This window comes from Spiroplasma ixodetis (assembly GCF_059729505.1).
Map to the genome: position 1 here is coordinate 586,902 of NZ_AP038353.1, position 22,335 is coordinate 609,236.

Consider the following 22,335-nt stretch of genomic DNA (forward strand, 5'->3'; position numbering starts at 1 on the left):
TTTCTTTTTTAACATTTTTATATAATAAAAAATTAAGGAAATTATCCCCGCATGTACTAGTTTGGAGGAAAAAATGAATTGAAATGAATTCAATAGCATATTTCAAAATGAAAACGATTGTTTGAAATATATAGCGAAGTTTAAAGTAATGAAATGTATCAGGTGTGCTTCTTCTAGTTTGAATGTTTCTGATTTGAGAATAATGAGATGTTTGAAATATCATCAAACATTTAGTATTCTTCATGACACCATTTTTCACAAGTCACAAACACCTTTGACATCTTGGTTTTATCTCATCTTTAGATGAATAAACACAAAGCATGGTATACCATCAACAGATGTTGCAAGGGAATTGGGTGTGACATATAAAACAACTTGAAGAATGGGTCATGAAATAAGAACTAGAATTTGGAATCAAGATGCAGGGTTCATTGATGATGGCACAGCACAGATTGATGAAATGTATCTTTCACATGTAGGTTTTAAAAAACAAGGAAGATCCTTGTTTTTTAAAACCTTGATTGTTGGAGTTTATGAGAAAACCAGCAACAAACTAATTGTGAAAGTATTGAAAAAAGCAGATGAGAAAAACCTTTTATGATTTGCATTGAAACACATTTCTACTGGGTGTTTTCTATTTACGGATTCTTGGAAGAAATATGGAAGTTTCAAAAAACTTCTATCACAAACATGAAATCGTAAATCATGAAGTTGGGTATTTGTCATCAACAGGTGTAAACACAAACCAGATTGAATCTGCATGAAAACACATCCGACGAACTTTCCGAACACACATAAAAGTTTCAAAACACAATATTCATTTATATGCAAAAGAAGCTGCATATAAATTCAATAAGATACCTAGTTTTGAAACTATAATTTTGTGTTTGATTTATATACATGTGGGGATAATTTCCTAGATAGGCTTTTCTCAGCATTTATGTGATAAAATTTAAAATAGTACATAAAGGGATAAAAGCCAAAATTAAAATAAAATATTATATTTTAAACATAATATTTTATTTTAATTTAAGAAATTTTATTCTATGGAAATATATAGTATTTTATTATTTTATCTTTATAATATTAATAAAATAATAGAAAAAAAGAAAGCAGGAAATGATTGATGGTAAAAATAATTTTTACTGATGTAGATGGTACTTTATTTGATAGTGGCAGTGCCTTAAGTGAAATTAATCTTAATGCTTGTTTAAAAGCTCAAAAAAATAATATTAAAGTTGTAATTAATACAGGTAGATATGGTGAAAATGCTATTCATGTTGGTAAAATGATTAATGCTGAAAAATATGATGGTTATATTATTGGTAATGATGGTGCTGAAATTTGATCATATACTAAACAAAAATGAATTTATTTACAACAATTAAATTCAGAAACAACAATTAAACTTTATGAATGATTAACCAAATATAATAAAAAAATGATTTTACATTTTAATAGTATTGATACTTTGTATGTTAACCATGCGGCTAATAGTTGAAGTACATGAGTTGAAAATCTGCAAATTAAAATTATTAAGTTAACTAATAGTACTGATATTAAAATGCCAATCTCAAAAGTAATGGTTATTTTAGAAAAATATTGAAAGGCTAATGAAATTACAAAATTCATTAATAGTTTTAAAACTAACTTTCCAGATTTAACAATTGTTCAATATCATACAAATGTTTTTTCAATTGGTAATAAAAACATTAATAAAGGTTCGGCACTACAATGATTATGTAATCATTTAAATATTGACACTAAAGATGCATTAACGATTGGTGATGGATTTAATGATTTACCAATGTTTGAAGTATCTGGTCATCCAATAGTAATGGAAAATGCTAATATTGCTTTAAAACCATATGGTAAAACTATTGCTCCAAATAATGATGAACATGGAGTTGGATACATTATTAATAATTATGTTTTTAAAAAATAAAAACTTAATATTTTTAAAAATATACTCTTATAGTTTATTAACACACTAATAATTAAAATATATTATTATTATAATATAAGAAAAGTGAAAAAAGAAGGAAAATATGGCAGCAAAAAAAACCTACTGTTTTTAATATTTTTATGAAAACTACATTGCCAAAGGTTAAAGCAGAATACCCAGAATTAAAACACACTGAGGCTTTTGGAAAAGCAGCAGCATTATGAGCTAATGCTGAAGAAAATCCTAAAAACAAATAGATAGACAGATAATTGCTTAAAAGAGTCAGATTTTAAATCTGACTCTTTTAAATATAAAAAAAATATTTTTGGGAAATTTTAAAAAAACACTAAAATTGCTATACAAATCAACAATGATAAAGTATAATCAAAATACTTACCTAGTATGGTTATAGAGAAAAGTAAGTTTATATTTTTGATAAAATTCATTTATTTTGACTTGTAGATGGTTTATAAATATCTTCTAAATTAATTGTTTCTCAATCATTATTTTCTCTTTCTTTTACTAATAGAGAAAGTTTGTTCTTATAATCATCAATTATCAGTTGATTAATTCTAATCAACTTTTCATTAGGCTTTGGTTCAAAATTATTTTTTTCTTCTATAATACCTATCATTTTCTGTAAAATAGATATCTTTTGATCAAACTCTGCTTTTTTTTCTTCATTTTGTCTAGCCATTTAAATTCCCCCTTTTAAAAAATTAAAGTACTTTTTTATTTATTATTAATTTATATAGGAAATTATCCCCACATGTACTAGTGTAGAGGAAAAAATGAATTGAAATGAATTCAATAGCATATTTCAAAATGAAAACGATTGTTTGAAATATATAGCGAAGTTGAAAGTAATGAAATGTATCAGGTGTGTTTCTTCTAGTTTGAATGTTTATGATTTGAGAAGAATAAGATGTTTGAAATGTCATCAAACATTTTGTAATGGCAACCTTTTTTAGGACTGTTTTTTGGTAGACATTTGTGCTTGGTGTTTTATGGGGGTTAAGTAGTTTAGAGTGCTGTGGATTCTTATGTTGTTGTATCAATTGATACAATCAAATAATTCTAATTTTAATTGGATTAATGATGTAAAATTTTTATCATTAATAAATTCTTTTTTGAAAGTTTTGAAAGTTGCTTCAGCAACAGCCTTATCATAAGGACAACCTTTTTTGCTTAAAGAGCGGGTAATATTGAAGGCTAATAAAAGTTTATCAATAGTTTTATTATTAAATTCATTACCGCGATCGCTATGAAATATTTCAATATTTTTTAAACAACGATTTGAGCAAATAAATGCTTGATATAATAATGATGCATCTTTTTTAGTACCTACACTATGTCCAATAATTTCGCGATTGTACAGGTCGATTAATAAGCAAATATAGTTTCATTTACCATTAACTTGAACATAAGTTAAATCACTAACAATAACTTCGTTTTTAAGCCTGTTATTAAAGTCTCTATTAACAAGATTAGTAATTTGACTATCATTGACTTTATTATGATAATTTTTGTATGATAATTTAGTGTATTTTGATATTAAATTATGTTTATTCATAATTTTTTTAATTTTTCGTCTTGATAAATTAATTTTCTTTTCTTTTAGAACAACTTTTAATCTTCTTGTTCCATAAGCTTCTTTATTTTCTTTAAAAGCACTAATAACAGCTTCATCATACATATTATTTTGAATTTTATCTTCTTTTTTCTTGAAATTAAAATAATATGTTTATTTAGAGATTTTTAAAAAACGACACATTGTACGAATTTTATATTTAACTTTATTTTTGATAATAATTTCTATTTTCTGCCTATTATTAGTGCTGCTTTCTTTAAAATATCATTTTCCATTCTTAATTGTTTTAATTCTTTTCTTAATTTAATTAATTCATTTTCTTCAACAGAACGGTTATCTTCGGTTTTAAAAATGCCTGAATTATTAAATTGCTTAATTCAATTATAAGTAGTTGCTCTTGTAACATTGTACTCTTTAGCAAGACAAGACACTGACTTACCACTTTGATATAAATCTACTATTTATTTTTTAAATTCATCTGAATATGAGTTAATATTGACCATTATATATTATCTAATATTTATATTTTCTTCATTTAAAAATTAATGAATTTCCAACAACAGTTATATCAGAAAGAGCCATTGCAATTGCAGCCAACGGTGGAATAATAAATCCGGCAGCAGCTAATGGAATAATGATAATATTATAACTAAATGCTCAAATAAAATTCATTCAAATATTATTTTTAGTTTTTTTAGTTAAAACAATAGCCTTATAAACAATACTAATATCATTATCAAGAATAGTAATATCACCAATTTTTTTAGCAATATCACTACCAGAGCCCATTGCAATTGATAAATCAGATTGTTCTAAGGCAATAACATCATTAATACCATCACCAACAAACGCTACTTTTTTACTTTTTGCTTGTAAATCAGCAACAATTTGTGATTTACCTTGTGGTGTAACATTAGCAAAGTATGTTTCTATACGAACACGATTAGCAATAGCAAGTGTTTGTGATTCATTATCACCACTAATTAAAATAACCTCAATTCCCTGTTTTTTAACTTTTTTAATTGTTAATAATGCATTTGTTTGTAATTCATCTTCTAAAATAAAAATATTAGTAACAACTTTATTAATTGCCAATGCCAATACTTTCTGGCTAGGAGTAACTGTTTCAAAGTCAAATGTTTTTAGAAATGGACTAAATGGCATTTTTGCTTTTTGTAAATTTTCAAGTGATGAAATTTGTAATTCTTCAGTTTGATATTTTGCTTTAATACCAAAACCAATTTGTTCTTTAACCTCGGTAATTGTCAATGATTGTCTAACATTATTAGTATTAGAATATAAAGAAAAAGCTAAAGCCAAAGGATGTGTTGAATGCTTTTCCATAGCAATTGCCTTATTAACATGTTTTTCTTGACCATAAATTTTAGTAATAACCAAATTACCAGTAGTTAATGTTCCTGTTTTATCAAAACAAATGGTATCAATCTTAGTAATTTTTTCAAAAGCACTAGCCTTATTATAAATGATTCCTATTTTTGCTGCTTTATTAATTCCAACAGTAACTGCTAATGGTGTTGCAATTCCTAATGCACAAGGACAAGCAATTATTAAAGTTGCAATTGCAATTTCTAATGATTCTTGCACACCATTACCTACTGCGAAATAACGAATAAGAAAAACTAAAATGGCAATTAAAATAACAGTTGGTGTAAATCACCCAGAAATTTTATCAGCCAATTTTTGTAATTTTGGTTTCTGAGATTGTGCATCTTCAACTGCCTTAATAATACTTGCTAATACTGTGTCTTTACCAATTTTAGTTGCTTTCATCCTAAAACTATCACCAACATTATTAGTTCCACCAATTAAATTTTGGTTAACTTGTTTCGTAATAACTTGCGATTCACCAGTTAACATTGATTCATTAATAAATGCTTCTTCACTAATTAATTGACCATCAGTAGGAATATTTTCACCTTTTCGAATAATTAAAATATCATTTAATTGTACATCTTCAATATTAATAAAAGTTTCTGTTTTGGTATTATAATCATATTTTAAGATTGATTTTGGCTTTAATGACATTAAACTTTCTAAGCCACTAGTAGCCCTTTTCTGTGCAACAGCACTAATTAAATCACCAAGTAAAACAATCATAATAATTGAAGCACTAACTTCAAAATATAAGTGTTTGGTTTTATTAATTATCATTAAATAAATAGAAAAAATAAATGCCGTTGTTGTTCCTAGTGCTACTAAAGTATTTATACCAGGTCATTTTTGTTTAATTAATTCTCGATAAATACCAATATAAAATTTACGACCAAAATAAAATTGAATTGGAATTGCTAGTGCAAGTTGAACATAAGGATTACGTAAACTATCAAAAAATGAAGTATTAGGTATCATAATTAATAATAACGGTAGTAACAATATTCAACCAATAATAAGTTCAATTAAATCACGTAATTTGACATTATGTTGATGATTATGATGTTGTTCTGACATATGAAATTGATGTTGTTCACTATTATGACTATGACTACTATGATGACTATGACTACTATGATCATCTGTAATATCTTTCATATCAACTTGGTGACTCGTTTTTATATCTTTAATCTCAGTTTCAAACTTACAAATTTTATATCCTAAATGATGCATTGCTTTTTTAATTTTTTTTTCATTTCAAAACTTAGGATCATAACTAAATTGTGCTTTTTTAGTAGCAAAATTGATACTAACAGTAATACCATCTTCTTTAGTAAAATGTCTTTCGATGACACTAGCACAAGAGGTACATGAAACATCTGACAGTACTGCTCTACTAATAACAAAATTATCATTTATATCACTTGTATTATTCATATTAACTTCATCTCCTCAAATTTTAATATTTTAATCTTTTTTATTATTTTTTAACACACAATATATACAAAAATAAATTATACACATTTTAATGTTAAAAAATATTAAAAACAATAAATCCCCAATAACATGATTGGGGATTTATTACCTTAAAAAGTAATTAAAAAGTAATATATTTACATTATAACATAGACTACCTTAAATCTAAAAATTAATTATAAACTGACAATTTTCTTTGATTCTATTTTTACTTCAATTTGTGAATCTATATTATTTATAGCGGTTTTTTTATCTGCAAAGTTATCATTGTCAACTTCAATTTGTCTTCTTTGTTTTTCATCAAATTTTTTTGCTGCATCTATGCCAAAAATAATAGCACCACCAACAGCAGCAATACCAGCACCAACAGGAATAAAAACAGGTGTTATTACAGCATTGTCAATCCCACCAATAGCAGCAGCAGTTATAATATCAGTTTCTAATTGTTCTTCAGAACGGTTACTAACAGCACTGACAACACCCGCAACAGTAGCAGCAACTAAACCGCTCATTTGAGCAATAGGATTAATATACAAATCACCAACAGCACCACCAGTAGCAACACCTTTAGTCACTTTTATAATTTTTGCGGTTGTTCGATGTTTTGTTTTAAATTATTTTCATTTTGTAGGTTTTTGTTCTACATTTTCTTTTGATTTTGCTTCAAGATTTTGTAAAATTTCATTTTTTATAGGCATTTCTTTTAATCTTCCTTTCAAATAAAAACTCATTAATTTTTATCAAAATAATGAGTTAAAAACTATATTAAGTTTAATTATTATTATATTCTATACTGAATATTGATATTTTTAATATATATATATATATATATATATATTAAACAACTTTTATCTTTTTTTTATAGCAACAAATATTATACTATTAAGTTTCTACTTCAACTTCATCAGTATTAACATCATCTGCTAATTTACTAATTACTAAATCAATTCCTTGTTTACTAATACTAGAAAATAAAATAATAGGAGTATTAGTACTAAGTTTTAAAGTTGATAATATTAATTTTTTATTTTTTACTAATTGACTATTTTTCACTTTATCAACTTTAGTAGCAATTAAATGAATTTTTAAATGATAATGTTGTAAATATTCCAACATATCAATATCATCTTTACTGGGTGCATGTCTTAAATCTAATAATAAAAAAACTGCTTTTAAATTTTTTCGTGACTGAAAATATTCATCCATCATTGTCGCAAATTTGATTTTTTTTTCATTTGATACTTTAGCAAAACCATAGCCAGGAACATCAACAAAGCGACAAATATTATTATTAATTGTAAAAAAATTTAGCATTTGTGTTTTACCAGGTGTTTGTGAAACTCTAGCTAACTTACCATTATTACAAATTGTATTTAAAAATGTTGATTTACCAACATTACTGCGACCAACAAAACAAAATTCAGGAATTTCATCCTGCGGCCATTGTTTTTCTTTAATAGCACTACTTAAAAATTGTGCTTGCTTAATTTGTTCCATTTTTTACCTCTTATTCAAAAATATATTATAGTCAATAGTTAAGATTTAAACTAATTATTATTTATTAAGGCTTTTATCCCTTTATGTACTATTTTTAAATTTTATCACATAAACGGAGATAAAAGCCTATCTAGGAAATTATCCCCACATGTATCTAAATCAAACACAAAATTATAGTTTCAAAACTAGGTATCTTATTGAATTTATATGCAGCTTCTTTTACATATAAATGAATATTGTGTTTTGAAAATTTTATGTGTGTTCGAAAAGTTCGTCGGATGTGTTTTCATGCAGATTCAATCTGGTTTTTGTTTACACCTGTTGATGACACATACCCAACTTCATGATTTACGATTTCATGTTTGTGATAGAAGTTTTTTGAAAATTCCATATTCCTTCCAAGAATCCGTAAATAGACAACACCCAGTAGAAATGTGTTTCAATGCAAATCATAAAAGGTTTTTCTCATCTGCTTTTTTCAATACTTTTATAATTAGTTTGTTGCTGGTTTTCTCATAAACTCCAACAAACAAGGTTTTATTCAACAAGGATCTTCCTTTTTTTTTAAAACCTACATGTGAAAGATACATTTCATCCATCTGTGCTTTGCCATCATTAATGAACCCTGCATCTTGATTCCAAATTCTAGTTCTGATTTCATGACCCATTCTTCAAGTTGTTTTATATGTCACACACAATTCCCTTGCAACATCTATTGATGGTATACCATGCTTTGTGTTTATTCATCTAAAGATGAGATAAAACCAAGATGTCAAAGGTGTTTGTGACTTGTGAAAAATGGTGTCATGAAGAATACTAAATGTTTGATGACATTTCAAACATCTTATTCTTCTCAAATCAGAAACATTCAAACTAGAATAAGCACACCTGATACATTTCATTACTTTCAACTTCGCTATATATTTCAAACAATCGTTTTCATTTTGAAATATGCTATTGAATTCATTTCAATTCATTTTTTCCTCCACACTAGTACATGTGGGGATAATTTCCTTTATTATTTTAATTTTTATTAATATTAATAAAATTAGTAAAATGAATATTATCTAATGGTCATATACCAAAACTAAAAAATATTGCAGCCAAAATGATACCACCAACAATAATAAAAATAGCACGTCATTTTATAATTTTAAATAATAACATAAAACTAATAATAGCTATTGCTATTATAATAATACCAACTATTACAAATGTATTCATGTTTACCTCCTATTATTTTAATTATTAAAGTAACACGTAACATTAATTAATAATAACATAAAATAAATTCGAATATTTTATAGTAATCATCTTTTTCTTAAAATTATATAAATTAAAAAAAGTTATCTTTTTAAAGAGAAACATGTTAAAATGTCAAAGGATAAAGGAGAGTGATATCATGACTGACAGCGATTCCATTTATAATAAGAAAAATAATACTAATTTAAAAATTAGTAATTTTAAAAGCGTACTTTTAAATAAAGATTCAGTCAAATATTCTCCTAGTATTTTTACTAAAAAAATATTTTTTTAGCGTGTTAATAAATTTCTAAATCCTTATTTAAAAGTCTTAAAATAAGAAAAATAAGGAGGTAAAGAAATTATGAAGATTTTTTTAAACAAAATTTATTTTAAATTACAATTTAGTTTTAAAAAACCATTAGTTTACACAAATGTTGATTATATTAAACAAATCGCACATTTTAACCAAAAACAATTACTAAAAAATTTAGATTTACATAATTTTGGTTTTAAAACAGACCAAAATGAAATAAGAAGAAAAAAATATGGTATTAATACTTTAAAAAATACAAAATTTAATTGAATTTTAGAATTTTTAAAAGCATATTTTGGACCATTCAATATAATTTTAGCAATTATTACTATCTATAATTTATTCTCATATTTTACAACAAATTATACTTCAATTTATTCATTGGTTGCCGCTATTATTGTTTTAACTATGATTTTATTAAGTGGAACCCTAATTTACATTCAATCAATACGAGCTTTTTTTATTACTAAACATTTAACAATTTTGGTCAAAAATACAGCTACTGTTATTCGTAATATAAGCATTAATCAAATTACTAAAGAAAAATCAATTAAAATAATTAAACAAGCACAAGAAATAAATGTTAATGAATTATTACCAGGTGATTTAATTTATTTATCAGCCGGTGATTTAATTCCTGCTGATTTAAAAATTTTATTAAGCAATGATTATTTATTAATCAATCATCATTAACAAGAGAATCACTACCTGCTGAAAAACACGCTATTAAAGATCCTGCATATCAAAACTTATTTTATTTACAAAATATTTGTTTTATGGGAACAAGTGTTGTTTCTGGAAGTGCAATTGCTATTGTTATAACAACAGCTACTAACACCTACTTCGCTACTATTGCTGATACAATAAATAAACAACGTCCATTAAGCATTTTTTCCAAAGGAATTAAACGCGTTACTTTAATGTTAATTTGCTTTATTCTAGTAATGGTACCCATTGTGTTAATTATCAATAGTCTTTTAAAAAAACAATTGACCTGCAGCATTTATTTTTTCAATTTCGGTTGCTGTTGGTTTGACTACTGAAATGCTATCAATGATTGTTACCTCTAATCTAGCGCGAGGTGCTAGTAAAATGAGTAAACAAAAAGTAGTTGTTAAACAACTAGCTGCTATTCAAAATTTAGGTGCAATTGATATTTTATGTACTGATAAAACAGGAACTTTAACTAATGATAATATTGAAGTAGTAAACCATATAACATTGGATAATAAAACAAATAATGACTTAATTAAGTTTATTTATTTAAATAGTTATTTTCAAACAGGAATAAAAAATCCAATGGATAATTCAATACTTGAATTTGGAGAAAAAAACAAATTAAAAAATATAAGTAATTATTATCAAAAAATTGATGAAATTCCTTTTGATTTTAATCGTCGTAAATTAACAGTTGTTTTAGAAGATAAATTAAATAAGGCTTTTATCCTTTTATGTACTATTTTTAAATTTTATCACATAAACAGAGATAAAAGCCTATCTAGGAAATTATCCCCACATGTATTTAAATCAAACACAAAATTATAGTTTCAAAACTAGGTATCTTATTGAATTTATATGCAGCTTCATTTGCATATAAATGAATATTGTGTTTTGAAACTTTTATGTGTGTTCGGAAAGTTCGTCGGATGTGTTTTCATGCAGATTCAATCTGGTTTGTGTTTACACCTGTTGATGACACATACCCAACTTCATGATTTACGATTTCATGTTTGTGATAGAAGTTTTTTGAAAACTCCATATTCCTTCCAATAATCCGTAAATAGACAACACCCAGTAGAAATGTGTTTCAATGCAAATCATAAAAGGTTTTTCTCATCTGCTTTTTTCAATACTTTCACAATTAGTTTGTTGCTGGTTTTCTCATAAACTCCAACAATCAAGGTTTTATTCAACAAGGATCTTCCTTGTTTTTTAAAACCTACATGTGAAAGATACATTTCATCCATCTGTGCTGTGCCATCATCAATGAACCCTGCATCTTGATTCCAAATTCTAGTTCTGATTTCATGACCCGTTCTTCAAGCTGTTTTATATGTTACACCCAATTCCCTTGCAACATCTGTTGATGGTATACCATGCTTTGTGTTTATTCATCTAAAGATGAGATAAAACCAAGATGTCAAAGTTGTTTGTGACTTGTGAAAAATGGTGTCATGAAGAATACTAAATGTTTGATGATATTTCAAACATCTTATTCTTCTCAAATCAGAAACATTCAAAATAGAAGAAGCACACCTGATAAATTTCATTACTTTCAACTTCGCTATATATTTCAAACAATCGTTTTCATTTTGAAATATGCTATTGAATTCATTTCAATTCATTTTTTCCTCCACACTAGTACATGTGGAGATAATTTCCTTAAATAATAAAAAATTAATTTGTAAAGGTGCAATTGAAGAAGTTATTAATACATGTAATCGTATAGTTTATCAAGATAAAGTAATACCATTAAATTCTGATTTAATGAAAATGGTTAATAAAAAAATAACAAAATTAAATGAACAAGGATTACGTGTCTTAGGTGTCTCATATGAAAATACAAATCTTACTAATAATAAATATAATGAAACAAACGAAAAAAATTTAATTTTTCTTGGTTTTGTAACTTTTCTTGATACACCAAAACCTACAGCAACAAAAATGATTAAATTGCTAAAAACACATGGTGTTGATCTTAAAATATTAACTTGTGATAATGAATTAGTTACAAGAGCAATTTATAATCGTGTTAATCTAGAAATTAAAGGATTAATTTCTACTAAATATGAATTAAAAAGAATTGTTGAAAATAATAATATTTTTGTTAAACTAAACCCATTACAAAAGGCAAAGATTATTCAAACTTTAAAAAGTAATGATCACGTCGTTGGTTTCATGGGTGATGGTATTAATGATGCTTTAGTATTAAGAAATGCTGATGTTGGAATTTCTGTTGATAATGCTACTGATATTGCAAAAGAAGCATCAGATATCATTTTATTAGAAAAATCATTATTAGGATTAGAAAAAGAGATTATTGAAGGTCGTTGTATTTTTGGTAATATTTTAAAATATATTAAAATTAAGATTGCTTCTAACTTTGGTAATGTCTTTAGTGTGCTAGTAGCATCAGCATGATTTGCTTTTGCACCAATGTCACCAGTACAATTATTATTTCAAAATTTATTATATGATATTTCACAAGTCACAAACATCTTTGATCTTGTTGATCCATCATTTTTATTAAAACCACAACGCTGAAATCCAAAAGGAATGTTACCATTTGCTTTTATTAATGGACCTATAAGTAGCATTTTTGATATCTCTACTTTTGCAATTTTAGGATTTGGATTTGGTGTCTTTGGTAATCCTTCTGCAGAAAATATTAATATGTTCAACTCAGGATGATTTATTGAAGGTTTATTAACACAAACATTAATAGTACAAATGTTTAGAACTGAAAAAATTCATTTTATTCAAAGTCGTGGTACTTGACCGGTGAATATAATGGGAATTGTTATTTGTACCATTGGATTAGGTTTACCTTATACTTACATTGGTCATCAAATGAATATGATAGGACCACCGCCAGTCTATATTCCAATTGTTTTAGGAATAATCATTACTTATTGTGTGCTAAGTAAATTAATAAAAACGGGATACATTAAAGTATTTAAAAAATGATTATAACGGCTAATTAATATTAAAGTTTGCAATTTTAAATAGCAATTATCTATATTTACTATAGAAATAAATCTTATGATATAATTTTTTCAAACTTAATATAAGTTTTTAACCTATTTATTTTAGTTTTAAAATAAATAGGTTTTTTAATTTGATATGAGAAAAAAATGTCTAATTTAAAAGAAATATCTAAATTAAATACAACTATAAAAATTAATAAAAATGAAAAATTAATTAAAGCCGCTAAACATGATGATTTAGAATTGACCCAAACTTTACTAAAAAATAATGTTGATGTTAATTATGTAGATGAACATCATAATAGTCCATTAACAATAGCTGCTGAACATGGTAATTTAAAAATTGTTCAAATTTTATTAAAAAATAACGCTAATATTAACCATATAAATGATTTTTTTGATGATGCTTTAAGAATGGCTGCTAAAAAGGGACACACAGAAGTAGTTAACGCTTTATTAACAAAAAAATAGTGATATTATTAATTATATAAATGACTTTGGTGATACTGCTTTAACAATATCCACCGAAAATTGACACACAGAAATAATTAATAATTTATTAAAACATAATGCTGCTTTTAATTATATAGACAAAAATAAAAACACGTTTTTAATATTAGTTATTGAAAACAGACACACAGAAATAGTTATCAATTTTCTAAAAACAAAAAATGTTGATGTTAATCACATAGATGCTAATGGTGATAGTGCTTTAATAATAGCCGCCAGAAAAGGTTATTTGGAAATAGTTGATACTTTAATTAAAATAAACTCTGATGTAATTCTACATAGAACTAAATTTAATAATACTTCTTGAATAATAGCAGATAAAAACGGACACTTAGATATAGTAAAAATTTTAATAAAGAATGATATTAATATTAATCGCGAAAATAATGTTGTTGAAAATGCCTTAATATGAGCTGCCAGAAACGGACACACAGAAGTAGTTAACGCTTTATTAACAAAAAATAGTGATATTATTAATCATAAAACAAAATATGGTAATAATGCTCTAATATGAGTTGCCAAAGAAGGACACCTAGATGTAGTTAACACTTTAATAAAAAATGATATAGATATTACTAATTTAGATGCTAATGGTGATAGTGCTTTAACTGAGATACTAGAAATGGACATTTAGAAATACAAAATATAATTAATGAATCAAATTATTGAAAAGAACAAATAAATTCTATAGATTTACAAAATCATAATTTACAGAACAAATGTGATAAATCAAATTCTTTAAAAATATAATTTTTAAAGAAAGAAATAAAAAAAATTAAAAGATAATAATATTTTTTTGGATTTTTTCATGATAAAATCTTAAATAACATAAAGTAAATCTAAAAAAAAGGACATAACTATGAATAAAAAAACAATATACTATAGTTTATTAATAATTCCTATTTCTTTATTTGTATTATTACTTACTTTATTTTTAACAAATATTTGAAAACCCTCAATTGTTGCTATTATTTTTATTACTATTTTGTTAATAATAGTAGCAATTTTTACATGATATCTTATAAAAAATAGTTAATCACAATTTGATGAAGAACATATCCATAATTTTGAAGATAATTTTAAACAACGATTTTGAAAAATAGAAATAATTGGTTTTATTGCTGATTTTTGTGATAAAATTGGTATTGGTTCATTTGCAGTAAGTATTATTTTATTAAAATTAACAAAACAAGTACGTAATGATAAAAAAATTTTAGGAATTATGAATGTTGGTCATAGTATTCCTACTCGCTTAGAAGCAATTATTTTTATTGCTTTAATTCAAGTATCATGACCAACACTAGTTTCATTAATTTCTGCTGCAACATTAGGTGCCTATTTAGGCGCCATTATCGCAAATAAAATTAAACTTAGTTAATCACAACTATTTATTGGTATTCTATTATTTATTGTTTCAATTATCATGCTTTTAGGTCAAAAACAAATTGGAATTATGCCAACAGCGGGTAATAATAATAGTCTTGATATTTGATGAAAATATTTGGTTGGTATTAGTATATTCTTTATCCTTGGTGCTTTCATGGCATTAGGCATTGGTATTTATGCTCCAGCAATGGCAACTACTTATTTATTAGGTCTTAACGCTGAATGTGCTTTTCCAATTATGATGGGATCTGCAGCTTTTTTAATGCCAGTTGCTGGCACACGTTTTATTAAAGATAAAAACTATGAAATTAAACCAGCAATTGCTTTCACACTAGGTGGATCAATTGGTGTTATTTGTGCTTACTTAAGTGTATTCTTATTATTACAAAATGGTCTTGGCTTAAATAAAGAACAATTTATTAATATCCTACTATGATTAATTATCGTAATAATTTGATATACATCTTCTTCACTAATAATTACATCAGTAAAAAATTTACGTAATTATAAAAAACAAAAATCACATCAGAAATTAATTATTGATTCTTAAACATCATAAAAGGTTGTTAATTAACAACCTTTTATTATTACTACTTAAATTTTATTATTGTTAAAATCATCAATTCCTTTTTTAATAATATTAAATACTTGCTTTGATAATACATAAGTAGATAATTTAATAAATTCACTTGGCTCAATTAGCTTATGAAAAATAAGATGAATATCTTTTTTGCCTTTATATTTTCGATCAAAAATTTGATAAGAATTAATAATAGTAACAGGAATAATTGGTACATAAGATTGATATGCCATATTAAAAGCACCTGCTTTAAATTCTTGCATTTCTTGTTGATTACTTCTTGTTCCTTCTGGAAAAATCATCATTGTACGCGGAATTCTAATTAATTCCTTTGCTTCTTGAAAAGCCGTAACGGCTGTTCGTGGATTATTACGATCAATAAATAAAACATCAATTAAAAAAATAAATCTTCGTGCCAAATGGCTTTTTTTTAATTCTTCTTTTGCAATAAAACCTAAAGGTGCATATAAACTATAATCATTTACCGATAATACTAATAATGGATCAAAATTTGATTGATGATTGGCAACCATTACACAACCTTTTCTTTTTGGTCAATTCTCAATGTTATGAACGGTTAATTTAATATTATATAATCATTTAATATAACGCACACGTTTTTTCAATCAAATATATCGTTTTGCTTCAGAAACTAAACTTGGGTCTTTTAATACCTTTCTTGTCATTGAACCTGATTTACTATAAGTTTGTAATAAATAAGGTCAAGTTAAAATTGCTTTTCAAATGTTCATTATTATTTTTTTTCCTTTCTTTGATACACATTCGCCACAAATTCTACAAATTCTGTTGTTTTGATTAATTTAAAATCAGAAAAATTACTAATAGGAAATAAAAGATCACCATTATATAAATTTTTAATGACTGAAACATATAAATAATTAGCATAATCTCATGCCTGCTTATAAATTTCAGCACCACCAATAATACAAATATCTTTTTTTTTATTACCTTGATATTGTTTTAAATATGAAATAATATCATTTGTGAAAGTAATATTATTATCATTTAGAAATTGTTGATAACGTTCTTGATGATTAGTAACAACTATATTGTAACGATTTTTTAATGGATTGCCAATACTTTCAAAAGTTTTTGAACCCATTAATACATTTTTATTTAAAGTAATGCTCTGAAAATATTGCATTTCTTCTTTAATTTTTCAGGGCAATTTATTATTAAAACCAATTACCTTTTCTTTGGTCATTGCTCAAACTAAAATTACCATTATACTGCAACCTGACCTCTAATCAACGAATATGGATCATATTGTTCTAATTTAAAATCTTCAAATTTAAAATTAAATAAATTAGTAATATTTTTATTAATAACTAAAATTGGTAATGATTTTGGTTTTCTACTTAATTGTTCATTAATTTGTGAAAAATGATTACTATAAATATGAGCATCACCTAAAGTGTGAATAAATTCTCCTAACTGATAGCCACATATTTGTGCTAACATTATTGTTAATAATGCATAAGAAGCAATATTAAAAGGAACTCCTAAAAAAATATCTGCACTACGTTGATATAATTGACAAGATAATTTTTTATCATCAGAAACGTAAAATTGAATTAAAGTATGACATGGTGGTAGTGCCATATTTTTAATTTCTGCAGGATTTCATGCTGATAAAATGTGTCTTCGTGAAAAAGGATTGTTTTTTAAATTTTCTATTAACTCCTGCAACTGATCAACACCATTAAAATTACGTCATTGTCTACCATAAACAGGTCCTAAATCACCAAATTCAAGAGCGAATTGATGATCAGTTTTAATTTTTTCAACAAATTCTTCTAAAGTTTCGTTTTTATATTTTTTACTTTCCATAAATTTCTTATAAGGTCACTGATTTCAAATTCTAACATTATTTTTAACTAAATATTCAATATTAGTATCACCAGCAATAAATCATAATAACTCATGAACAATAGAAGCAAAATGAACTTTTTTTGTAGTTAATATGGGAAAACCTTTTTGTAAATCAAAGCGCATTTGATAACCAAAAGTAGAAACAGTACCAGTGCCTGTTCTATCAGCTTTTTTATATCCTTTTTCTAAAACATATTGACATAAATCTAAATATTGTTTCATAATCATTACCTCTTTCATAAATCAAATTAATTATATTTTAACAAAAAATATTTTTTTATCTAAGTTTTAATTTTATTATTTATTTTATATACATATTCAAAAATTTGTAAAATACACTTAATAAATATTTAATTTTTATTATGTCTATGTATAAATAGGGTGAGTAAAGTTAATAGTTATAATTTAATTTTCTTTAAATAAAAGACAACTTTAAATTATTAATTGTTGGTTATATTATATACCTTTTTATAGATATAATCAAGTATTTTAGAATATTATTTTAATTCATCTAAAGTAAAAATTCCTAACTATTTAGGTTTAGATTTATTAAGTTTTTAAAATATTAAAGTAAAAGATTTAATTTATTAATTCAGCAAGAATTAATAATAAGCATATTATCAAGTACTTTATCATTATAAATTTTAGCACCATAACCTTTTAAAGATTTAACTAAATTTTATACATCACTTTCAGCACAAACTCCTTGATTTCAATTTTCTTTTTGATTTATAACTCCTTCTTTATTATTTTTAAAATATTTATATATTTGCTCATCAACTTTATTTTCTTTTAAAAAATCTAATAATTGATAATATTCACCATTTATAAATAAATCATATGCATTTGTTAATTTTTTATTATCTACTTTTCTATTAAAAATAAATCCTTTTTTAAGTGCTTTAAATGCATGATGTCTATCAATTACATAAGGAATATTTTCATTTTTAGCAGTATTTTTAATTCAAGGCGCACCATCACCAATAAATACTAAACTACTTTTAGAATAAATATATTGTAAATCAAGAAATTCATAAATTTTATCAATTAATTCTTGTCTTTTAATTCTTTGACTATTTTTAGTTTTCATATAAGTAATTTTTTTATCTTTTAAAACATTTCTACTTTTAGTAGATTTTTCTAAATCTTTACCTTTATTTGCACTAATTGTACGAATACGATTTTTTTGTTTTTTATTATCAAATAAAGAACTTATAAAACAATCATCCATATTTACAAATAATTTTTCAGTTGGTAAAACTACTTTTTTTTCCTTTTATTTCTTCAATACCTATTACTGCATTTTTCATTAAATTAGTCATATATGTTTTAGAAAAATTAGTATTTTTTATAGTATCTTGTACATCAGATTGTCTTTTACCATTGCCTGAATTTTTTATTATTTTATGATCTAAACTTGTAAGTGTTCTTTTTCTTTTTTTAATTTTTATATAATCATCTAAAGGATAATAATATTCATTAGTTTCTAATATTAAATAACATCTACGATAAAAATTATTAAGGCTTTTATCCCTTTATTTACTATTCTTAAATTTTATCACATAAATGGAGATAAAAGCCTATCTAGGAAATTATCCCCACATGTATCTAAATCAAACACAAAATTATATTTTCAAAACTAGGTATCTTATTTAATTTATATTCAGTTTCTTTTGCATATAAATGAATATTGTGTTTTGAAACTTTTATGTGTGTTCGGAAAGTTCGTCGGATGTGTTTTCATGCAGATTCAATTTGGTTTGTGTTTACACCTGTTGATGACACATACCCAACTTCATGATTTACGATTTCATGTTTGTGATAGAAGTTTTTGAAACTTCTATATCCCTTCCAAGAATCCGTAAATAGACAACACCCAGTAGAAATGTGTTTCAATGCAAATCATAAAAGGTTTTTCTCATCTGCTTTTTTCAATACTTTCACAATTAGTTTGTTGCTGGTTTTCTCATAAACTCCAACAATCAAGGTTTTATTCAACAAGGTTATTCCTTGTTGAATAAAACCTACATGTGAAAGATACATTTCATCTATCTGTGCTGTGCCATCATCAATGAACCCTGCATCTTGATTCCAAATTCTAGTTCTGATTTCATGACCCATTCTTCAAGCTGTTTTATATGTCACACCCAATTCCCTTGCAACATCTGTTGATAGTATACCATGCTTTGTGTTTATTCATCTAAAGATGAGATAAAACCAAGATGTCAAAGGTGTTTGTGACTTGTGAAAAATGGTGTCATGAAGAATACTAAATGTTTGATGACATTTCAAACATCTTATTCTTCTCAAATCAGAAACATTCAAACTAGAAGAAGCACACCTGGTACATTTCATTACTTTCAACTTCGCTATATATTTCAAACAATCGTTTTCATTTTGAAATATGCTATTGAATTCATTTCAATTCATTTTTTCCTCCACACTAGTACATGTGGGGATAATTTCCATTATTTATTTTACCATATTGAGTATTTGGACTTCTTGGAGCAGTTTTAACATATTTATGCTTAGTTTTATCATATATATTTTGATGTCAAAAATCATCATATGATTTTAATAGATTTGTAAAATAATTTAAACCATTATTTTTAATTTGATTATCAAGTTCATCATAATTAAGTTCATTGTTAAGAAAATTCATAATATTATTTCCTTTCTTAATTTATGATTTTGATTATAATAATTTTAGAAAAAAAGTTTGGAAATATGATAATTGTAAAATGATATAATTAAATATATATTGTTTTAATTGTTTTAATATTGTTTTAAAATAAGGTGATAATATGTCAGCAAAAAGAAAAGAATTAGGAAATTATGATGTTACAATTAGTAATTATTTAAGAACTAAAAATAAAACATTAACACCACAAGGATTAAATAATGCTCTTGGAATTGATAGAAAATTTATATTTGATTGACGACGCAGAAGCAATCCATGACAATGTAATTTTTTAAAAATTTATGATAAAGCACGTAGCATTATTTCAACTCATATGTTAGAAAAAGCATTATTAAAACCAGAATTAATTTATACACATTGATTAAAATCTCATCCAAATGAATTTGATATTAATGAAGATGATAATAGTATAAAAAGTAATATAATTATTAATATTTCTGAACCAAGAAAAATAGAAAATAATGATTAGAAACCTATAATAAATATAGGTTTTTTTCTTTATTTTAAAGGATAAAAATGATATAATTATATAAAGTTAATATGTTAAATAACATATATAAAAGTGACATATTAAACAAGTGAATTATTAAAAATTAATAAAGGGAGATTAAAATTATGAGTGATTTTACTTTTGATAAAAAAGAGAATTATAGTTTAGATGATGTTAAAAATTTACTAAAACAACATAGAAATGTAGTATATGCTGAAAGTAAAAAAAATATTGAACCTAAATTAAGTGAATATGAAACTAAAATAAAAGAATATTAAAATAAAATTAATAGTTTTGAAGAGCAACAATTATTTTCTAATATTAAAGATACTAAAAAAGTAAATTTAATTAAAAATTTAATGAGTAATGATAATTATAAATCTTTATCTAAACAAGAAGCATTTACTAAAATAAATGAAGATTATAAATATTTTTTAATTGATAAAATAGAAACTATTCAACAAGAAAATAAACTTAATTCAAATGATTTTAATCCTAAAACTCTTTTAGATTTACATACAAATAGTATTAATCCAGAAGAATTAGAAAGGAAATTAAATGAAAAAGCAAAAACTACAGGTATTACTGATGTTAATGACTTAGAAAAACTTGTAAATTTAGCAAGAGGAAATGCATTTCAATCTATTAAATAGAAAGAGGATAAAATGGCAATTCCGCAAATACCTAAAGCATTTATTATTGGTGGTAATTCTCCTACTGAAAATGTTGTTTTAAGTGTAATTGAAGCACAAGTTCGTGGTGAATTAAGTACTTTATTTATGAGAAATACTGTTACTGCTGACCAAATAGCAAATATTAGTGGTGTAGCAATGGCAATTTATAGAGCAACTATTCGTGTATTATGAGGTTCAACATGAGATGAATTTACTGGTACTAAAAGACAAAAAGGAATAGTTAAAACAACAACATTAATTTTTGATAAATAATTAACAATTGATTTTAATATTCCAGAATTTGATATTGAAAGATTTATGACTTCACCAGCAAATGTAGCAACACAAATTGTTTCAAATTGAACAAGTTCATTTATGAGAAATTTAAGAGAAAATTTTGAATTAATATTTTTACAAGGTACAAAAGATTATGCAATTGCTAAATCATTAGTATTACCTTTAAATTTAAATAATATGACTAAAGAACAAGCATTAAATGCTTATTATACAATTGGAGAAAGAAATAATAAATTAATTAAAAAAGTAGATGATATTACAGTTGGTATTAATAAAGCAGATTTAACTGGTGCTTGTGGTATTGATAGTAGTTTTAATCTTGCAAAAGCATTTATATTATTAAATTATGGACAAATTGCAGCAAATACTTTAGCAACTGGTAAAAGATATACAAATCAAATTATGGGAATGGAATTTTATGAAAGTTTTTATTTAGAACAAGATTTTATTCATGATACTGTTTCTGGTATGCATTTAGAAAAAGATTATAAATTATTAGATTTATTTGGTGTAGTTTATAACAGATATATGTGAGGTATGCCTATTTCATTTACTAAAGTAAGAAATAAATTAGATAATGCTACAGATAATATTCGTATTATTGGTAAAGCATTAGTTTATTACCAGCAGCAATAATA

At 24.8% G+C, this 22,335-nt stretch carries 28 protein-coding genes and 2 pseudogenes; 16 read left to right on the forward strand and 14 right to left on the reverse strand.

Annotated features, from left to right (window positions below; genetic code table 4):
* Positions 1 to 73 precede the first annotated feature (73 nt).
* The gene (locus AC6I4F_RS03885; RefSeq protein WP_497874465.1) at positions 74 to 847 is read left to right on the forward strand and encodes an IS1595 family transposase; all 774 of its coding nucleotides are present in this window, start codon (positions 74 to 76) and stop codon (positions 845 to 847) included.
* A gap of 279 nt (positions 848 to 1,126) precedes the next feature.
* Positions 1,127 to 1,945 carry a Cof-type HAD-IIB family hydrolase gene (locus AC6I4F_RS03890; RefSeq protein WP_497874466.1) on the forward strand — a complete coding sequence of 273 codons (819 nt, stop codon included), beginning with the start codon at positions 1,127 to 1,129 and terminating at the stop codon, positions 1,943 to 1,945.
* 424 nt (positions 1,946 to 2,369) lie between these two features.
* Here the strand turns inward: AC6I4F_RS03890 and AC6I4F_RS03895 are convergent, their stop codons facing one another.
* Positions 2,370 to 2,642 (reverse strand): hypothetical protein, encoded by a 273-nt coding sequence (locus tag AC6I4F_RS03895; RefSeq protein WP_497874467.1) that lies wholly within the window; start codon positions 2,640 to 2,642, stop codon positions 2,370 to 2,372.
* 94 nt (positions 2,643 to 2,736) lie between these two features.
* Here AC6I4F_RS03895 and AC6I4F_RS03900 point away from each other — a divergent pair, with 94 nt between their 5' ends.
* On the forward strand, positions 2,737 to 2,916 hold the full coding sequence (locus tag AC6I4F_RS03900) for a hypothetical protein (protein WP_497874468.1): 180 nt from the start codon (positions 2,737 to 2,739) through the stop codon (positions 2,914 to 2,916).
* Here AC6I4F_RS03900 and AC6I4F_RS03905 read toward each other — a convergent pair.
* From AC6I4F_RS03905 to AC6I4F_RS03930, 6 genes and pseudogenes are all read right to left on the reverse strand, one after another.
* Positions 2,913 to 3,997, reverse strand: a pseudogene (locus AC6I4F_RS03905) (IS3 family transposase). The gene AC6I4F_RS03900 and the pseudogene AC6I4F_RS03905 sit on opposite strands and share 4 nt — an antisense overlap.
* A gap of 52 nt (positions 3,998 to 4,049) precedes the next feature.
* Complete coding sequence (locus AC6I4F_RS03910; protein WP_497874469.1) at positions 4,050 to 6,365, reverse strand: heavy metal translocating P-type ATPase; 2,316 nt, start codon at positions 6,363 to 6,365, stop codon at positions 4,050 to 4,052.
* A gap of 215 nt (positions 6,366 to 6,580) precedes the next feature.
* Positions 6,581 to 6,979 carry a hypothetical protein gene (locus AC6I4F_RS03915; RefSeq protein ID WP_497874470.1) on the reverse strand — a complete coding sequence of 133 codons (399 nt, stop codon included), beginning with the start codon at positions 6,977 to 6,979 and terminating at the stop codon, positions 6,581 to 6,583.
* Between the two features lie 307 nt (positions 6,980 to 7,286).
* Positions 7,287 to 7,901 carry a ribosome biogenesis GTP-binding protein YihA/YsxC gene (yihA, locus tag AC6I4F_RS03920; RefSeq protein ID WP_497874471.1) on the reverse strand — a complete coding sequence of 205 codons (615 nt, stop codon included), beginning with the start codon at positions 7,899 to 7,901 and terminating at the stop codon, positions 7,287 to 7,289.
* Between the two features lie 203 nt (positions 7,902 to 8,104).
* The gene (locus AC6I4F_RS03925) at positions 8,105 to 8,878 is read right to left on the reverse strand and encodes a transposase (RefSeq protein ID WP_497874472.1); all 774 of its coding nucleotides are present in this window, start codon (positions 8,876 to 8,878) and stop codon (positions 8,105 to 8,107) included.
* A 46-nt stretch (positions 8,879 to 8,924) separates the two neighbouring features.
* On the reverse strand, positions 8,925 to 9,125 hold the full coding sequence (locus AC6I4F_RS03930; RefSeq protein WP_497874473.1) for a hypothetical protein: 201 nt from the start codon (positions 9,123 to 9,125) through the stop codon (positions 8,925 to 8,927).
* A gap of 382 nt (positions 9,126 to 9,507) precedes the next feature.
* Here AC6I4F_RS03930 and AC6I4F_RS03935 point away from each other — a divergent pair, with 382 nt between their 5' ends.
* The 3 genes and pseudogenes from AC6I4F_RS03935 to AC6I4F_RS03945 all read left to right on the forward strand — a co-directional run bounded on the left by AC6I4F_RS03935 (position 9,508) and on the right by AC6I4F_RS03945 (position 11,004).
* Entirely contained in the window at positions 9,508 to 10,152 is a 645-nt protein-coding gene (locus tag AC6I4F_RS03935; RefSeq protein WP_497874474.1) for a cation-transporting P-type ATPase, read from the forward strand.
* 32 nt (positions 10,153 to 10,184) lie between these two features.
* A pseudogene (locus AC6I4F_RS03940) lies at positions 10,185 to 10,265 on the forward strand (hypothetical protein); the annotation flags it as partial.
* Between the two features lie 286 nt (positions 10,266 to 10,551).
* Complete coding sequence (locus AC6I4F_RS03945; RefSeq protein WP_497874475.1) at positions 10,552 to 11,004, forward strand: hypothetical protein; 453 nt, start codon at positions 10,552 to 10,554, stop codon at positions 11,002 to 11,004.
* A gap of 26 nt (positions 11,005 to 11,030) precedes the next feature.
* On the opposite strand, the gene AC6I4F_RS03950 is transcribed toward AC6I4F_RS03945, so the two are convergent.
* Positions 11,031 to 11,804 carry a hypothetical protein gene (locus AC6I4F_RS03950; protein WP_497874476.1) on the reverse strand — a complete coding sequence of 258 codons (774 nt, stop codon included), beginning with the start codon at positions 11,802 to 11,804 and terminating at the stop codon, positions 11,031 to 11,033.
* 22 nt (positions 11,805 to 11,826) lie between these two features.
* Here AC6I4F_RS03950 and AC6I4F_RS03955 point away from each other — a divergent pair, with 22 nt between their 5' ends.
* The 5 genes from AC6I4F_RS03955 (at position 11,827) to AC6I4F_RS03975 (ending at position 15,612) form a co-directional block, all read left to right on the forward strand.
* Entirely contained in the window at positions 11,827 to 13,152 is a 1,326-nt protein-coding gene (locus AC6I4F_RS03955) for an HAD-IC family P-type ATPase (RefSeq protein WP_497874477.1), read from the forward strand.
* Between the two features lie 161 nt (positions 13,153 to 13,313).
* Entirely contained in the window at positions 13,314 to 13,637 is a 324-nt protein-coding gene (locus AC6I4F_RS03960; protein ID WP_497874478.1) for an ankyrin repeat domain-containing protein, read from the forward strand.
* Between the two features lie 76 nt (positions 13,638 to 13,713).
* Positions 13,714 to 14,310: an ankyrin repeat domain-containing protein gene (locus AC6I4F_RS03965; RefSeq protein ID WP_497874658.1), complete on the forward strand. Its 597-nt coding sequence runs from the start codon at positions 13,714 to 13,716 to the stop codon at positions 14,308 to 14,310.
* A 588-nt stretch (positions 14,311 to 14,898) separates the two neighbouring features.
* Positions 14,899 to 15,054, forward strand: a complete 156-nt coding sequence (locus AC6I4F_RS03970; protein WP_497874479.1) for a hypothetical protein — start codon at positions 14,899 to 14,901, stop codon at positions 15,052 to 15,054.
* A gap of 75 nt (positions 15,055 to 15,129) precedes the next feature.
* Positions 15,130 to 15,612 (forward strand): hypothetical protein, encoded by a 483-nt coding sequence (locus tag AC6I4F_RS03975; RefSeq protein ID WP_497874480.1) that lies wholly within the window; start codon positions 15,130 to 15,132, stop codon positions 15,610 to 15,612.
* Between the two features lie 44 nt (positions 15,613 to 15,656).
* Here the strand turns inward: AC6I4F_RS03975 and AC6I4F_RS03980 are convergent, their stop codons facing one another.
* From AC6I4F_RS03980 to AC6I4F_RS04005, 6 genes are all read right to left on the reverse strand, one after another.
* On the reverse strand, positions 15,657 to 16,328 hold the full coding sequence (locus AC6I4F_RS03980; protein ID WP_497874481.1) for a lysophospholipid acyltransferase family protein: 672 nt from the start codon (positions 16,326 to 16,328) through the stop codon (positions 15,657 to 15,659).
* A gap of 68 nt (positions 16,329 to 16,396) precedes the next feature.
* Entirely contained in the window at positions 16,397 to 16,888 is a 492-nt protein-coding gene (locus AC6I4F_RS03985; protein WP_497874482.1) for a dihydrofolate reductase, read from the reverse strand.
* A complete protein-coding gene (thyA, locus tag AC6I4F_RS03990; RefSeq protein ID WP_497874483.1) occupies positions 16,888 to 17,757 on the reverse strand; it encodes a thymidylate synthase in 870 nt (289 codons plus the stop codon). Before thyA ends, AC6I4F_RS03985 begins: the two co-directional genes overlap by 1 nt.
* 457 nt (positions 17,758 to 18,214) lie before the next feature.
* Positions 18,215 to 18,766, reverse strand: coding sequence for a hypothetical protein (locus tag AC6I4F_RS03995; RefSeq protein ID WP_497874484.1), 552 nt, complete (start codon positions 18,764 to 18,766; stop codon positions 18,215 to 18,217).
* Between the two features lie 377 nt (positions 18,767 to 19,143).
* The gene (locus AC6I4F_RS04000; RefSeq protein ID WP_497874809.1) at positions 19,144 to 20,004 is read right to left on the reverse strand and encodes an IS1595 family transposase; all 861 of its coding nucleotides are present in this window, start codon (positions 20,002 to 20,004) and stop codon (positions 19,144 to 19,146) included.
* Positions 19,979 to 20,197 carry a hypothetical protein gene (locus AC6I4F_RS04005; protein WP_497874486.1) on the reverse strand — a complete coding sequence of 73 codons (219 nt, stop codon included), beginning with the start codon at positions 20,195 to 20,197 and terminating at the stop codon, positions 19,979 to 19,981. The genes AC6I4F_RS04000 and AC6I4F_RS04005 overlap by 26 nt, the downstream gene beginning before the upstream one ends.
* 142 nt (positions 20,198 to 20,339) lie before the next feature.
* On the opposite strand from AC6I4F_RS04005, the gene AC6I4F_RS04010 reads away from it, so the two are divergent.
* The 5 genes from AC6I4F_RS04010 to AC6I4F_RS04030 all read left to right on the forward strand — a co-directional run bounded on the left by AC6I4F_RS04010 (position 20,340) and on the right by AC6I4F_RS04030 (position 22,333).
* On the forward strand, positions 20,340 to 20,705 hold the full coding sequence (locus AC6I4F_RS04010) for a hypothetical protein (protein WP_497874487.1): 366 nt from the start codon (positions 20,340 to 20,342) through the stop codon (positions 20,703 to 20,705).
* A 146-nt stretch (positions 20,706 to 20,851) separates the two neighbouring features.
* Positions 20,852 to 21,004 (forward strand): hypothetical protein, encoded by a 153-nt coding sequence (locus tag AC6I4F_RS04015; RefSeq protein WP_497874488.1) that lies wholly within the window; start codon positions 20,852 to 20,854, stop codon positions 21,002 to 21,004.
* A gap of 81 nt (positions 21,005 to 21,085) precedes the next feature.
* Positions 21,086 to 21,379, forward strand: coding sequence for a hypothetical protein (locus AC6I4F_RS04020; protein ID WP_497874489.1), 294 nt, complete (start codon positions 21,086 to 21,088; stop codon positions 21,377 to 21,379).
* Positions 21,380 to 21,391: 12 nt separating this feature from the next.
* A complete protein-coding gene (locus tag AC6I4F_RS04025) occupies positions 21,392 to 21,673 on the forward strand; it encodes a hypothetical protein (RefSeq protein WP_497874490.1) in 282 nt (93 codons plus the stop codon).
* A 45-nt stretch (positions 21,674 to 21,718) separates the two neighbouring features.
* Positions 21,719 to 22,333, forward strand: a complete 615-nt coding sequence (locus AC6I4F_RS04030) for a hypothetical protein (protein ID WP_497874491.1) — start codon at positions 21,719 to 21,721, stop codon at positions 22,331 to 22,333.
* The last annotated feature ends 2 nt before the right edge of the window (positions 22,334 to 22,335 follow it).